The sequence below is a fragment of the Streptomyces sp. NPDC000878 genome (assembly GCF_053599695.1).
This window is the reverse complement of the sequence record NZ_JBSFMT010000005.1, coordinates 90,737-105,699: the sequence shown is the minus strand read 5'-3', so window position 1 is coordinate 105,699 and position 14,963 is coordinate 90,737. Positions and strand designations below refer to the sequence as shown.

Sequence of the window (14,963 nt, the reverse complement as noted above, 5' to 3'; positions counted from 1 at the left end):
TCAGAGGTAGGTGGCCGCGGTGACGCACAGTCCGCCGAGGGCGACCGTCCACACGTACGGCAGCGTGCGCACCATGACCTGCTGGGGAGTGACGCCCGCGTACTGGGCGCTCCACACGGTCTGTGTGCTGGTGGGGTCGGCGACGCCGAAGACCTGGTTGTACGAGGTGGCCATGCCGAGGACGGCGACCGCGGGGTAGATCCCGGCGGCGATGAGGACACCGGCGATGCCCGCGCCGAGCCCGAACACGTTGAGCGGGCCACGGTAGAGGCACAGCGGGACGAGCAGCGTGAAGACGAGGACGAACAGCACCGGGTTCTGCGGACTGACGGACTTGATCAGCGGTTCGAGCGCCTCCACGGCACCAGGCAGTTTCACGGCCGCGAGCAGGATGCCGATGGCGATGAACAGGACGAGCGGCGGGGCCGCCACCTCGAAGCCGCCGTAAAGCGTGCGCAGCAGCCGCTTGTTCATCTCGCCGGGCCGGGTCGTGGTGGCCAGCGCGTACAGGACGCCCGCCAACAGCGAGGGGATGATGGCGAGTTCGAAGCCCAGGGCGAGGACGAGCGGGACGACGGGGGCGAGCAGCGCGTACCAGGGCGCGTCGCCCAGCTGCTGACGCCGTGAACGAGGCTTCGCGCCTGAGGAGTCGGGGGAGTCGACGGACTTGAGCGACCAGGCATGCTCCGTGCCGCGCCGCCGTGTCTCGACGAGGACGAACGCGAGGGCCGCGACCAGCGCGAACGGGAAGAGCTTCACCATGAAGCCGCGCACGGTCGGGACCGGCAGTTCCAGCGCGGTGGAGAAGAACTGCCACAGCGGCAGCTCGAAGGGGATGCCCACGGCGATTCCCATCAGCACCGTGCCCGCGGCGGTCACCTTGGGCACGCCGACGGCGATCATCGCGGGGATGCCGATGATCCCGGCGAGCATGGCGGCGGGCGCCGAGCCGGTCACCGTACCGACGAGTGCGGACACGGCGAGGACGCCGAGGGCGACGACGGTCGGGCGGTCACCGCCGAACTCGACGATCTTGCGGACGAGTGTGCCCGCGATCCCGGTCTCGTCGAGGAGCTTGCCCAGCCAGGAGCCCAGGATGATCGCGATCATCGTGGCCGCCAGGGTCGGCGCGCCCTCCTGGAGAACCATGTCCAGCACGCTGTTCTCGCCGGTGAGGGGCGCCCCGGCGAGGAAGGCGATGACGACGGCGAGCAGCACCAGCGCGAAGGCGGTGGGAAGTCTGCGGGTGAGCATCAGGCCGACACCGGCGGCCATGACGAGGAGGATGACGACGCCCATGGGTCAGTTCTCTCTTCTCGGAGCGGGAGTCCTCGGAGCCGGAGTCCTCGGGGCGGAAGTCCTCGGAGCGGGAGTCCCGGGCCGGGTGAGCGCCGTACGCAGCGCGGCGGTGAGGAGAAGGGGCGAGCGGCCGAGCCCGCAGACGGTTCGGGCGTAGGCGTGGGCGGCGACCTCTTCGGCACCGGCGACATGGCCGGCGAGGCGGTGACGTCCGATGCGCAGCACGGTGTGGCCGAGCGCCTGCTTCAGCGCGGCCTTCGCCGGGCCGTGGTGGAGGTGGGCGTGCACGGCCTCGTGGGCGAGCGCGGCGGCCCGCACCGAGCCCGGCGGGTACCAGGCACGCCAGCCCCGGGCGTCGACCAACTCCTCGGCGAGGGCGAGCGTGTCGGTGTACAGCTCGACGGTCGGGGGCCGTGACGTGTAACGGGCGAGCAGCATCCGCTCCAGGCCGTCGCCCCGCTCGACCACGCGCGCGGTGGAGGAGGGCACGGGGTCGAGGGCCAGCCGGGACCCGAACTCGTCGGCTCTGCGGGCCCATTGGCGCAGCAGCTCGCGATCGCGCCCCTCGTGGGTGGGCGTGGCGGCCAGCAGCCGGACGCCCCATTCGATGTCGTCCACGGACGCGAGGTCCATCAACTCCCGTTCGGCGGAGGGAAGTTCGGTGGATGTCATGACCGCACCTCCAGAACCGCGACCACCGGCTCGTGGGCCGCGCGGGCCCTCAACTCGCTCCGGGCCAGCGCGAGCAGCGGCTGGGGGTCGAGGACGCCGGACAGGTCGGCGATACGGGAGCCGAGCAGCAGCCGCAGGGCGGGAGCGCGTACCCCGCCGTCGCCGTACGAGGTGGACTCGCCCACCAGCCGGGCGAGCACCTCGGGGGCGCCGGCCACGGTGGTGGTCTCCACGTGGGCGTCGGCGGCGTGGTGGCGTACGACGCCGTCCATGTCGACGATCCGTACGGCGTGGCGGGTCGGCCGCAGGCGCCGGCGCGTCTCGGTGCCGTAGACGGTGTGCGCGGCGGTGCCCGCCAGGACCCGGACCGCCGCCGGGTCGGCCTTGAGACTGGCCGCCGCGGCACGCAGCCGCTCGGTGTCGTCGGCGCGGTGGGCCCGGTCCTGGGTGCGCAGTTCGGTGGCCCCGGTGGCGACCGCGCGCACGGTACTGGTCTGCGGGTCGACCGTGACCTCGACCTCGACACCTTCGGCGGCGGCGCCCTGGGCCACGACCGCCCGCTCGGCCTCGGCGCGCACGGCGAGGATCTGCTCCTGCGAGGCGCCGGGCACGATCCGCTCGACCTGTTCCCGTACGAGCGCGAGGGCGACGCCGATGGGGCTGATGACCTCGTTGTGCCGGGCGATCCGCCCCTCCATGCCACTGCTGAGGGCGAGGTGCGGGGTGACGGACGCGGCCCCGCCGCCCCCGCCGACGACGACAGCCGTGTCCTTGTCGAGGCGGTAGTCGCGGATCATGGCGTCCACCACCGTCCTCACCTGGGCGACGCCCGCGTCGAGGACCAGCGTGGCCGCCGTCGTGATGTCGGTGCCGAGCACGGCGGCCAGCGGCGCGATCGCGGCACGCGCGGTCTCCGGGTCGCCGTGGGCGAAGTCGCCCTCGGGGACGCGTCCGAGGGCGTTGGCGGCACAGGTCATGGTGACGGCGAACCGCCCGCCCGCCGCGTCGAGCACGGCGTAGTCGGCGGGGTCGCCGTCCATGGGCCGTACGGTGTCCACCGTGGCGTCGCGCAGTTCGGCGGGGGAGGCGAAGCAGGCGTACGGCAGCCCCGCGATGTGGGCGCTGCGCGGTCCGACGCCGGTCACCCGGCCGTCGCCGATCCGCACCATGGAGCCGCCGCCGACCCCGACCGTGCGCACGTCGAGGGCGTTCAGGTACGACGTCTTCCCGAGGATGGTGGCGTGCCGGACGGCGACCTTGCCGCGCCGTACGACGCTGATGTCGGTCGACGTGCCTCCGGTCTCCAGGAAGACGCCCTCGCTCACCCGCTCCCGCATCAGCGCCCCCGCGACTCCGGCGGCCGGTCCCGACAGGACGGTCAGGAGCGGTCGGCGGCGCATCTCGTCGAGGGCCATCACACCGCCGTCGCAGCGCATCACCATCAGGGGTGCGGTCACACCGGCCTTGGTGATGGAGGCGTCGACGAGGTCGGCGGTGGCCAGCATGCGGGGCAGGATCGCCGCGTTGACCACGGCGGTACGGGTGCGCTTGTGCAGCCCGTACAGCGAGGTGATCTCGTGCGCGGCGGTCATCGGCAGCCCGTACGGCCGGGCCGCGTCCAGGACGGCCCGCTCGCCCTCGGGGCGGTCGACGCTGAACGGCTGGCTGGCGACGAGGACTTGGGCGCCTGCCTCCTTCAGCCGGTCGACGGCTCGGTGGACGGCCGCCGTGTCGTCGGGGTCGGCGACATGCGCGTACACCAGCGGAAGCCTTTTGCCGGGGGTGAGTTCGAGCTTGCCGAACGAGGCGAGGCGGCGGGTGAACACCGCCGAGGGGCCGGTCCCGATGCCGATCAGTCCGACGGTCGCCACGTCGCCCTCCAGGAGGGCGTTGGTGGCCTGGGTCGTGCCGTGCGCGAGGAAGGAGATGTCGGCCGGGGCACGGCCGGTCTGCTCCATGAGCCGGTCGAGCGCCTCGACGATGCCGTGTGCGACGCCGTCCGCGTGGTGGTGGCTGGTGGGGACCTTGACCTGCCCCAGGAGTTCGAGGGTCGTGGCGTCCACGGCCACGGCGTCGGTGAAGGTTCCGCCCACGTCGATGCCGACGCGTATGCGGGATGTGTCCATGTCAGGACCGATAGAGTTCATGTCGGGGCACCTCCTTGTACCGTCCGAACCGTCTGTGCCGTCCGTACCGTTCGTGTGCGGGGGTGATCAGCAGCCGCGCAGACGTCCTCAGTAGCCGCGTACGTCCGGCCAGTGGCGCTGTACTCCGTCGCGGTCGAGCAGTCGCGCGAAGTCCTCGAACCGCTTGTCCTCGGCCTGCACCTGGTGCGGCTCGACGTCCTCGGCCACGCAGTGCGCGGCCAGCGCGCCGGCGACCTCGCCGACGTTCCACTCCACCGGGTGGAGCCGGTAGCAGCCGTTGGTGATGTGGGTGGTGCCGATGTTCTTGCCTGCGGGCAGCAGATTGCGCACCCGGCGCGGCACGAGCGCGCCGAGCGGGATCTCGAACGGCACGGACCCGATGTCGACGTAGTTGTCGCCGCCGGTCGATGGATGCAGGTCGATGCGGTATCCGCCGACGCCGACGGAGTCGCGGTACCGGGTGCCGCCGTACGGGCCGACGATGTCGATCGCCACGTCGTGCTCGGTGACCGTGGTGACGGCCTTGATACGGCGGGACTCGCGCACGTACGCCGACTTGGCCAGCCCGTCCGCCGTGCCGGTCACGTCCGGGCGGATCCGCAGGCCCGGGAAGCCGGTGCCGCCGTCCGGGCGAGGGGCCTCGGTCTGTAGCCAGTACAGCAGCGACAGCGACAACTGCCGTGCCCCGCGCAGCGCTTCGGCCTCCTGCCCGACGTACGGCTTCAACCAGTAGTCGTTGAGCGGCCAGTTGACGAGGGTGATGTCGGAGTCGAAGGCCCCCGGCGTGTGCAGCTTGCGGGCGAGGATCCGGCGGAAGCCCCACAGCTCCTTGTCACCGGCGTCGGCGCTCTGGTCGGCCGAGACGGCGAGCGGGTCGAGACCGGGATTCGGCACGAAGGTGCGCGGCACCGGCTCCAGCGTGCGCGGGTCGGGCGCCTCGAAGCCGAGCAGCGGGCCGGGCCAGAACGGGGGCCGGTACGCACGCCAGAAGCCGAAGTCCTCGGGGCGGTCGATCGTGTGGTCCTGGCCCTCGTGGTGGGAGAGCGCGAAGCAGACCGTGATGCCCTGCTGGTTGTCGGGCTGGGCCTCGTCCGGAGCGTGCGGTTCGCCGAACTCGGCCTGTGCCTCGGCCCCGTTCGCGTGCTCGACGCCCGCGAGGTGGAGGAGTTCGCCGGTCTCGGTGGCGTCGAGGACGTAACGCGCGGTGAGGGTGCGAAGCGTCCCGTCGCGCAGGTCCCGCAGGGTCACCGCACGGAGGACGTCGCTGTCGGACTCGGCGGAGACCGGCCGGTGTTCGGTGAGTACGGTCAGCCGCCCGGCCGCCCGGTGGGGCGCGAGCATGCCCTCCAGGACGGCGAGCGCGACCCTCGGCTCGTGGCAGAGCTTGCTGACGCGGCCCGCTCCCGGGTTGAGGTCGGTGAGCGCCAGTGCCTCGGCGCGCAGCGGGTACCAGTGGCGGTAGTACCGCCGGATCTCCTCGCGCAGCCGCCGGTACGAGGCGGTCGTGCCGAACCGCTCCACCCACGGATGCTCGTCGGGCGGCACGGCCTGGCTGGTGAGCTGGCCGCCGATCCAGTCCGTCTCCTCGGTGAGCACGACGCTGCGTCCGGCCCGGCAGGCGGCGAGCGCGGCGGCCACGCCACCGAGGCCACCGCCCACGACGAGGATGTCTGCTTCGGGTATCACGCTGCTCCTCGCTGCTGGATCAGGTCGGTTGACGGGGGAGTTGACGGGGGAGGGGAGGACCGTACGGACCGACCGTGCTCAGGGATGGGCGGGCGCCGGTCCGGTCGTCGGCCCCGGCCGGAAGACACAGCTGACGAGCGGCTCCCGAGCGGCCTCTCCCTCGCTCTCCCCCGCGACGAGCGAGGCCAGCAGCCGCACCGCCGCCGCGCCCAACTGCGGCCGGGGGATGTCGAATCCGGTGGGTACGGGCTCGCTCGCCAGATCCGAGGGCGGGCTGCCGAGCAGGGCGAGGGACAGGTCCGCCGGGCAGTCGAGGCCCGCCCCGCGCACGGCGGAGAGCAGGCTCCGCCAGGCCGTCCCGGTGTCGGTCTCCTCCGCGACGAAGGCGGTGACCCCTTCGTCGGCCCAGGCGCGCAGTCGTTCGGGCGTGAGGTCGCGCCGCGGATCGGCGGACCGGAAGACGGTCGCGGGCCCGGAGGGCAGAGCTGCCGCCTCCAGCCCTTCCAGGAAGCCGCGTTGACGGTCCGCCGAGGCGGGCGCGTCGTCGTCCTCGCGGACGAGAACGATCCGCTGATGCCCCAACCCGGCCAGATGGCCCACGACTTCACGGGTGGCGGCGACATAGTCCGCGCCCACCCACGCCACCCCCTCCAACTCCTCGCGGCGGCCCAGGTGCACGACCGGGAAGCCGTCCTCGACCAGCCGCTTGAGCTCCGCCCGGGGTGTGTGCCGGCCCATGAACAGACAGCCGTCGGCGAGCCGGACCCGGCTCAGCGCGTCGGGACCGGCAGCCCCCGCGCCCCCGCTGCTCGACCCGGTGAACAGCACCAGGTCGTAGCCGAGCGCCGCCGCCTCGCACTCCACGCCGACCAGGAAGGGGTAGTACGAGTGCCGCACATCGGTGGGGAACGTGGCGGTGAAGCTGAAGACGCCGAGCAGGTTGTTGCGGGCGGCGGCCAGCCGTCGGGCAGCCGGGTCGGGTACGTAACCGAGGCTGCGGGCCGCCTCCAGGACCCGTTGGCGGGTCTCCTCGGAGATGAGGGGGCCCTTGCCGTCGGGCTTCGGGGAGAGCACCAGGGACACGGTCGCCTGGGACACACCCGCGAGCCGGGCCACCTCGGCCTGCCGTGGCCGTGCGGTACGTCCGGCGGGCGCGGGCGTCCGGCCGGGCCGCTTCCTGGGTTCCACTGTGGCTCCTCTCCTCCGATCCTCCGAAGTGGCTTCTCTCCTCCGAGGCGCCAGTTAATGCGTATTACCTAATGCGTATTACTGGAGACTGCACCTCCCCGCCCGGCGGGTCAAGTCCTGGGACGGAAGTGCGACGGAACAGAGCGACACCGTCGGGTCGGCGCTCGGCGGCAGGGCGACTCCGCCCGGTGTTGCCCTCAGCGCGGGGTCCGGTCGGCGACACCGGGCGGAGGAGCGGAGGGAACTGCCCCCAGGGGCAGATCTGGCGCGTCCGTGTGGCCAAGGCCGCTGGGGGGAACCGGGACCGGGACGTGGGCGAGAGGGCTGTGGGCGGCGGGGAAGTGGGGGAACCGGGGGTACGCGGCGGAGAAGGGCGACGGCGGCGGGACCGGTACCGGCGCGGGGACAGTGCGTGCCGGTGTGCGGCGGCGGGCCAGCCAGAGGACGGCCGCCGTGTACAGGGCGATGCCGGCCAGGTCGACGGCCACGAGCTGCCAGGGCGCGTCCGCGGCGGTGTCGTCGCTCTTGAGGCCGTCGACGACGGCGGCCGAGACGCCGAAGGCCAGGAGGTTGTTCACGGCGTGCAGTCCGATCGCCGCCTCCAGCCCGCCGGTGCGTACGGTGAGCCAGCCCGCGACCAGGGCGAACACGGCCAGGTCGGCGAAGCCCCAAGGGGTGCCCCAGCCGTGTGCGGCGGCGAACAGGGCGGCCTGGGGCACGAGCGCCCACCAGGGGGAGCGCAGGAAGCCGCCGACCGCCTGCGTGAGCCAGCCGCGGAAGACGTACTCCTCGGCGGCGGCCTGGAGCGGCACCAGGACGACCAGCATGGCGAGAGCCGGGCCGAAGACCTCCCAGCCCGCCCACCGCGACGGCTGGGCGTCGTCCATCGGCAGCAGGAACATCGCCCCGGTGGTCGTGGCGAGGACCGGGAGGGCCGCCAGCACGCACAGCCCCAGCCAGCGCCACCGCAGTCCGCCCGTCACGGACGAGACCGTGCCCGCCGGGCGGCGGCCGATCCAGCGCACCGCGAGCAGCACGACGGGTATGGCGGAGGCGATCGCCAGCAGGTCGAGGGCGGTACCCGGGACGGGACCGAACTCGACGGTGCCGTCGGGGGCTTCGGGGTATCCCTTGGCCGCTCCCAGGGCGTCGGCGATGCCGTAGAGGAGCCCGGCCAGGACCACACACGCCACGGCCACGAACCCGGTGCCCAGCACGGGCCGCCACCATCGATGACGTACCGAGGCGCGGGCCATGCGGTGATAGGGGAGCACCTCGGGGACCGGTTCGGGCAGGGGCAGGGGCGCGTGCATGGGAGCGTGCATCGGAGCGGCGAGCGGGTCCGTCACGGGGAGCGGGTTCGTCATGGGGACAAGCCTCCCCGCAGGCCCGCGCCGACACATCGGCCGTCGGCACGAACGGCGCCTCTGCCGGAGGGTAGAGAGCGGCCTGGTACCTGGGTCCGGTGTCGGCCGTAGCACCCTGGTTCTACGCTCGTGCCTACATGGAGACGACGACACGCAACTGGCTGCTCCCCGCACTGCTCGCGGCCGGGCAGCTCGCCTGGCTGTGGCCCGGGGCCGGTCTGGCCGGCGCGGAGGTGCCCGGGGCGGCGGCACTTGTCGCGGTCCTGGGCGCGGTGGTCGCCGAGACGGCCGCGCTGGGCCGCCGACGGCAGACGCCGGTCCGGGCCCTGGCCTGGTCCCTGGGCGCCCTCTTCGTGGGCCAACTGGCCTGGCAGGACGGCTACTTCGGGCTGGGCGCGCCGATCGCGCTGTACTCGGTCGCGGTCCGCCGCCCGGTACCCGTGACCGTACGCGCGCTGGCCGCGGCCGTGGGAGTCGAGTGGCTCCTCTCCCTCATCCACGTCGGGGTCCGGCCCGCGCTCGCCTCGGAGTTGGCGCTCGGCGCGCTCGTGTACGCCGTCTGCGCGGGGCTCGGTGAGGCCCGGCGGCAGTGGCTCAAGGGGCGGTCGCTCGCGGCCCGTCGGCTGGCCGGCGCGGAGGAGACCCGGCGGCGGGCGGGCGACACCGAACGGCGACGGCTGGCCCGCGAACTGCACGACGTGAGCGCCCATCACCTGACGTCCGTCGTCATCACGGCCGACGCCGCGCGCCGACTCGGCGGCAGCAGGCCCGAGTTGACGGCCGAGGCACTGTCGTTCGCCGAGCGCACCGGCAACGAGACCCTCACGGCGCTGCAAAGGCTCGTAGGTCTGCTGCGCGACGTGGACCGTCCGGATCCGCGTCCGATGACCGCCCGTATCGAGGAACTCATCGCCGGATTCGGCCGGTTGGGGCGTCCGATCGATGCCGTGCTCCCCGCGGACCTGGCCGGTCCGGCGGCCGAGGCGGTCCACGGGATCGTCCGCGAGGCCCTGACCAACGCCCTGCGGTACGCCCCGGGTTCGGCGGCGCACGTGAGCGTCGTACGCGGGGAGGGCGTCCTGGAACTGGCCGTCGACAACGCGCCCCCGCGCGGCGCAGCGCCGGACGCAGTCGGCGGGCTCGGTTCGGGGCGTGGCGTGGCGGGGATGAAGGAGCGGGCCGTAGCGGTGGGCGGGGAGTTGACCGCCGGCCCCGCGCCCGGCGGTGGCTGGCGGGTGCGGGCCACGCTGCCCGACGCCACGGGACCGTGGGGTCCGCCCGACGGCGAGAGCGAGGGCGCGGGCCGGCGCGACGTGCTGCGGGAACAGCGGCTGGCCGACCCCGCGCTGGTGCTGACGGCGACGCTCCTGCCCCTGGTGTTCGCCCTGGTCACCGTGGAGGACTGGACCGGCACGAGCCTGCGCGCCGCGCTGCCGGACCTGCTCGTCGTGGCCGCGCTGCTGGTCGTGCACGCGCTGCCGCTGCTGTGGCGGCGGCGCGCTCCGTGGCCGGCGTTCCTCGGGGTGCTGGCCACGTCGTGGCTGTGGCCGGCGGCGGTCGCGGGGGCCGGCCTGCCGTCGCGGGTGTCCGAGTTCTTCGCCGGTGGAGCGCTCGCGGAGTTGCTCGCGGTGTACGCCATCGCCGTCTACGGCCGGGGAGCCGCCCGTACCTGGCCCGCGTGGTGCGCGGCGGCGGTCTCGCTCGCCGGGACCCTGGTCGCGACGGCGGGCGCGGACGGCGAGTTGATGGGCGAGAACTCGACAGGGCCCATCGCTCTGGTCATGTTCGTACCGCTGACCATGGTGTTCGCCGCCGTGTTCGCCGGCCTGTGGGGCGCCGGGCTCGCCGTACGGCGCCGACGGCTGCGCATCCTCGCCTGGGACGACTACGCGCTGGCCGGCGCACTGTGGCACGCGGAACGGGCCGCGGACGCCGAACGGCACCGGCTGGCGGCGAAGTTGCACGACGCCGTTCTGCACCCCACGTCGGCACTGGTCGAACAGGCCCGGCAGGGACGGCTGGAGGAGGTGGCCGCCGGTGCCCGGTCGGCCCTGGCCGCCATGCGCGAACTCCTCCACAGCCTGGCCAAGGCGGAGGAGGAACTAGGCCCGGGACTCGCGCCGACGCCCACCGCCGCGGACCTCACCACGCTCTGCCGGACGGTACGCGCGGCCGGCCGGGACGTGACCCTGCGGGGCCTGCCGGAGGCCGCGCGGGACCTGCCGGCCTCCGTGACCCTGTCGGCGTACCGGATGGTCGAGGCGGCGCTGGCCGCGGGCGACCGGGGCCCGGCACGGGTCACGCTGCGCCGCCGGCGGGACACCCTGCGCGTCACGGTGACGGGCGTACCGCTGGCCGTGACCGGCCCCGTGGCCGAACGCCTGAAGGTACAGGTGGGGACGGGGAGCATCACCTTCGAACAGACAGGTACGGTACGGGTGTCGCTGCCGACCCGGCCGAGTCCGCCGGGTCCGCCGGAGTCCGTCCAGGAGGTGTCCCCATCACCACACGCGTGATGGTCGTCGACGACCAGGCGGTGGTCCGCGCCGGATTCGCCGCCATCGTGGACGCCGAACCCGATCTGACGGTGGTCGCCGAGGCCGGTGACGGGGCGTCGGCGGTGGAGTTCGCCGCGAGCGCGGCACCCGACCTGGTCCTGATGGACATCCGCATGCCCGGCATGGACGGTCTCACCGCGACCCGTCTCATCACCGCGCAGCAGCCCTGCCCTCGCGTCCTGGTCCTGACCACGTTCGACCTCGACGCCTACGTGTACGAGGCGTTGCGCGCCGGAGCCTCCGGGTTCCTACTCAAGGACGCCCTGCCCGAGGACCTGCTGTCCGCGATCCGCGTGGTCTCCACGGGGGAGGGCATCCTGGCCCCGACCGTGACCCGCCGCCTCATCGACACCTTCGCCCAGGGCGCCCCGCAGCCGCCGTCCGTGACGGGCGCGCTGTCCTCCCTCACGCCCCGCGAGCGAGAGGTCCTGCTGCACATCGCGGCGGGTCTGACGAACGCCGAGATCGGCTCCGCGCTCGGGGTGACCACAGGCACCGTGAAGACCCACGTGAACGCCCTGCTGTCCAAACTGGGCCTGCGGGACCGCGTACAGGCCACGATCCTGGCGTACGAGAGCGGGTTGGTCAGGCCGCGCGGAACGGCCTGAGCACGGGGGCGCGAACCCCGGCGCGGAGCGGAACGGCGTGGCCTCAGCCGACCGGTTCGCTCTGCGCGGGCACCTGGGCGCGAGGTGTCCGGGCGCGGGGTGTCCGGGGCACCTCCGCCGTTCCTCCGGAACCTGCCCCGCGCGCGGTACGCCGCCACAGCCGTCCCAGCGCCAGGTAGAAGCGGTCCGGCAGGAAGACGGCGTCGGCGATGATCATCGCGCCGGAGAACAGGGGCAGTCCCATGAGCACCGCGATACCCAGGTGCATGCCCAACAGCATGGTCAGGACCGGGTACTTGAGCCGCCCGAACAGGACGAACGGGAAGGCGACCTGCAACAGCACCGTCAGATAGCAGGCGAGGGCGATCAGTACGTCGTGCTCGTCCACCATGAGGGAGAGTCCGGGCCAGGGCCGGAACAGGTCGAGGTTCAGGACGTAGTGGAGGGCGGTCCCGTTGCCCCAGGACGCGCCCTGCACCTTGTACAGACCCGCGGACCCGTAGAGGAAGCAGACCTGGGCCGCGATGACGAACATCCCGCAGTTGTGCAGTACGGCGGTCAGGGTCAGCCGGGAAGCGCGCAGGTGCTGCCCGAGCCCGCCCGCCACCCGGTCCACCGCCACCCGGTCCACCGGCAGGCGCGCCTCGGCGTCCGCGCCGCCCGCCCGAAGCCGGGCTCTGCGCGCGTCCAGGGACCAGCGACGGCCGCATGCGGTGAGGACGAGGTAGAGGGACATGAGGAGGATGAGGTTGTCCCCGCCGTCGGTCATGAAGATCGCCCTGCCGTGGAAGGACGCGACCACGACCGCGAACAGCACGGACACCGCGCGGGTCCGCCAGCCGAGGGCGAACAGCGCCGACGCGGCGAGGGCCAGCGCGTAACAGGCCTCGAAGTAGGCCCGGTTGTCGGACAGGGTGAGGATGCTCACCCATCCCGTCTGGTCGAACAGCTGCCGCGCCAGCTCCGGTGTCCACGGTGATCCCGGACCCCAGATCTCGTCGCGGTGCGGGAACTCGCGCAGCAGGAAGACGAGGTAGAGCAGCCCGTATCCGATGCGCAGGACCGCCGCCGCGTACAGGGAGACCGGCCGCTCGGTCAGGACGCCGAGGGCCGCAGTGACACGGTCGGGTGCGCGGTGCGGCGCGGGTACCGGTTCAGTTTCCATGGGAGTCCGTCTCCACCTTCCACCAGGGCAGATATCGGGTGTCGGCCGCTCCCGGCGCGACCGCGGCCACGCCCGTGCCGCCCGCCGGGGCGGGCGCGGCGATGGGCACGGTGACCACCCGCAGCTGGATGGCCTCGAAGCTCCCGCCACGGTGTCCGGCGACGCGCTCCGCCGCGATGTTGGTCAGGTACCGCTGAATCATCAACGCCCGCTGCGTGCGCGGGCGGTCGTCGCCGCCGTGGTGTTCGAGGTACGAACTCCAGGCCCGCCGCAGCATGTTCTGCGCCGTGTGACTCGGGAAGACGTTGTGCTGCACCGCGGCACTGTCCACGGCGGTCAGCTCGAACCAGCCGCTCACGTGCACGGTGCCGTCCGGCGCGGTGTGCGTGGTCCTCGCGGAGATCTGCCGGTTGACGGACTCCGGGTCCGGGGCGAAGAGCCGCCAGTTCTGCTCGAACAGCGGGAAGACCCACGCGTCGACCTGCCGGCTGTACTGCTGGGAGAGCGGATTCGGCGGCGCCACGTGCAGGAACACCAGGAGCACATGGACCAGGGCTGTCGTCAGACAGAGGAACACGGCAGCACTCGTCGCCGCTCGCAGGAGGGCTGGTGGGGGCTCCGGCTGTTCCGTGGGTCTTTCCTCGGATTCTCCCGCAGGTACGTCCGCGGACACGTCCGCAGGTACGTCCGCATCCGTCGGCGCGGCGCCATCCGGCACGGCCCCACCCGGCCTTTCGATCCCGGCTTCTCTCACTGCTTCTCCCGAGCTTTCGGCGGCGGCGTGCGGCGGAATCGACAACGATCCGCCGCACGCCGGGCGCCGTCCGTCCCCTCAGGGACGCATGGACGACTCAGTGACGAACGCCGACGCGGTCGCCGTCTTCACCGGGCTTCCCGCCGTGCTCGCCGTGCTCGTCGTGCCCGCCCTGCTCATCGGGCTTCCCGCCGTGCTCGCCTTGCTCGTCGTACTCGCCGGGCTTTCCGCCGTGCTCGTCGTGTCCGCCGTGCTCGTCGGGCTTCCCGTTGTGGCCATGGCCACCGGGCTTGCCCGGCTGCCCGCCGTGGTCATGTCCGGGCCCGTGTCCGGGTCCGCCGACCCCGCCGCCACCGTGGACGCCACCGATCCCGCCACCGTTGACGCCGCCGGTGGTGGCGCCCGTGGTCCCGCTTGTCGTGGTACCGGCGACAAGGCCGCCGAGCACGCCGCCCGTGGTGCCGCCCGACGTCAGGACGCCGCCGAGGAGGCCACCCGGGGTGCCACCGGTTCCGCCGCCCGTCGGCACGCCGCCGATGACGCCGACGGTGGTGCTGCCCGTGGTGCCCGTGGTCGTGCTGCCTGTGGTGCCCGTGGTCGTGGTGCCCGTGGTCGTGTCACCGGTCGTGGCTCCGGCGATCAGACCGCCGCTGACCAGCCCGCCCGTGGTCCCGCCGGTCGCGCACGGCCCCAGGAAGATCCTGTTGGTGTCCAGCGTCACGGCGCCGTTACCGGTACCGCCCGCATCGGCCAGCAGTCGGCCGTTGATGGTCGCTCCCGTGGTGGCACTGATCGACTCGCTGGCCAGGATGGTGCCCACGAACGAGGTGTGGGTACCGAGCGTGGCCGAACTGCCCACCTGCCAGAACACATTGCACGGCGAGGCGCCGTTGACGAAGCTCACCGTGCTGTTCTCGGCTGCCGTCGTCAGAGTCGAACCGATCTGGAACACCCAGACGGCATTGGCGTTGCCCAGGGCGTCCAGGGTGAGTGTGCCGGTGATCTCTGCGCTGCTGTTCGCCCTGTAGAGGCCCGGCGTCAGCACCTGGCCGCCGAACTCGTGGGGAGCGTCGTTGTACACCACGGGGGCCAGCGACTGTCCGGCGGCCTGGTTGTACGCCGTGGTCAGCTCGATCTTGGCCTGGCCCGCGTGGGCATCGGCAGCGTGCAGAGTCCCGGGCGGGGTCACGGTGCCCGCCGGGGGTCCTGTGAACCCGACGATGGCTGAACCGGGGCTCACACCGACGTTGAGACCTTCGACCACCGTGGGGCCGGTGTTGGTGACCGTCGCACCACCCAGTACTCCGTAAGTGGCCAGCGTCGTACCGATCGGTACGGGGGTGGCAATGGCATTTGCGCGCGTCGGCGTCAGAGCGAGCACGACAGCGGCGATCACCACGGCCGTCACCGCCGTGATCCACACCGACATCGTGCGCCGCGCAGGCGCGTCATGGATATTCAGCGTCATCGAGGGGCCAACTCCTTTGAGAGGATGATCTTGGCGATTCTCGGCCGCGCA

Annotated in this window: 11 protein-coding genes; 2 read left to right on the top strand and 9 right to left on the bottom strand. The window is 72.9% G+C overall.

The genetic code is table 11. From position 1 onward, the window contains the following. The 6 genes from ACWDR4_RS06970 to ACWDR4_RS06945 all read right to left on the bottom strand — a co-directional run bounded on the left by ACWDR4_RS06970 (position 1) and on the right by ACWDR4_RS06945 (position 8,359). The gene (locus ACWDR4_RS06970; RefSeq protein ID WP_450404862.1) at positions 1-1,299 is read right to left on the bottom strand and encodes a TRAP transporter large permease subunit; all 1,299 of its coding nucleotides are present in this window, start codon (positions 1,297-1,299) and stop codon (positions 1-3) included. A gap of 3 nt (positions 1,300-1,302) precedes the next feature. Next, positions 1,303-1,971 carry a hypothetical protein gene (locus ACWDR4_RS06965; RefSeq protein ID WP_450404860.1) on the bottom strand — a complete coding sequence of 223 codons (669 nt, stop codon included), beginning with the start codon at positions 1,969-1,971 and terminating at the stop codon, positions 1,303-1,305. Next, positions 1,968-4,097 carry a hydantoinase/oxoprolinase family protein gene (locus ACWDR4_RS06960; protein WP_450405164.1) on the bottom strand — a complete coding sequence of 710 codons (2,130 nt, stop codon included), beginning with the start codon at positions 4,095-4,097 and terminating at the stop codon, positions 1,968-1,970. The genes ACWDR4_RS06965 and ACWDR4_RS06960 overlap by 4 nt, the downstream gene beginning before the upstream one ends. Positions 4,098-4,205: 108 nt before the next feature. Continuing rightward, the gene (locus tag ACWDR4_RS06955) at positions 4,206-5,804 is read right to left on the bottom strand and encodes an FAD-dependent oxidoreductase (RefSeq protein ID WP_450404858.1); all 1,599 of its coding nucleotides are present in this window, start codon (positions 5,802-5,804) and stop codon (positions 4,206-4,208) included. Between the two features lie 78 nt (positions 5,805-5,882). Next, complete coding sequence (locus ACWDR4_RS06950; RefSeq protein WP_450405161.1) at positions 5,883-6,920, bottom strand: LacI family DNA-binding transcriptional regulator; 1,038 nt, start codon at positions 6,918-6,920, stop codon at positions 5,883-5,885. A gap of 269 nt (positions 6,921-7,189) precedes the next feature. Further along, positions 7,190-8,359 (bottom strand): CPBP family intramembrane glutamic endopeptidase, encoded by a 1,170-nt coding sequence (locus ACWDR4_RS06945; protein WP_450404856.1) that lies wholly within the window; start codon positions 8,357-8,359, stop codon positions 7,190-7,192. A 137-nt stretch (positions 8,360-8,496) separates the two neighbouring features. Here ACWDR4_RS06945 and ACWDR4_RS06940 point away from each other — a divergent pair, with 137 nt between their 5' ends. Then, positions 8,497-10,875, top strand: coding sequence for a histidine kinase (locus tag ACWDR4_RS06940; protein WP_450404853.1), 2,379 nt, complete (start codon positions 8,497-8,499; stop codon positions 10,873-10,875). After that, complete coding sequence (locus ACWDR4_RS06935; RefSeq protein ID WP_450405158.1) at positions 10,860-11,525, top strand: response regulator; 666 nt, start codon at positions 10,860-10,862, stop codon at positions 11,523-11,525. Before ACWDR4_RS06940 ends, ACWDR4_RS06935 begins: the two co-directional genes overlap by 16 nt. Before the next feature lie 43 nt (positions 11,526-11,568). Here the strand turns inward: ACWDR4_RS06935 and ACWDR4_RS06930 are convergent, their stop codons facing one another. The 3 genes from ACWDR4_RS06930 to ACWDR4_RS06920 form a co-directional block, all read right to left on the bottom strand. Further along, the gene (locus tag ACWDR4_RS06930; RefSeq protein WP_450404850.1) at positions 11,569-12,690 is read right to left on the bottom strand and encodes an HTTM domain-containing protein; all 1,122 of its coding nucleotides are present in this window, start codon (positions 12,688-12,690) and stop codon (positions 11,569-11,571) included. Beyond that, positions 12,680-13,267 (bottom strand): DUF5819 family protein, encoded by a 588-nt coding sequence (locus tag ACWDR4_RS06925; RefSeq protein WP_450404848.1) that lies wholly within the window; start codon positions 13,265-13,267, stop codon positions 12,680-12,682. Before ACWDR4_RS06925 ends, ACWDR4_RS06930 begins: the two co-directional genes overlap by 11 nt. A gap of 274 nt (positions 13,268-13,541) precedes the next feature. Continuing rightward, entirely contained in the window at positions 13,542-14,912 is a 1,371-nt protein-coding gene (locus tag ACWDR4_RS06920; protein ID WP_450404846.1) for an ice-binding family protein, read from the bottom strand. Positions 14,913-14,963: the final 51 nt, after the last annotated feature.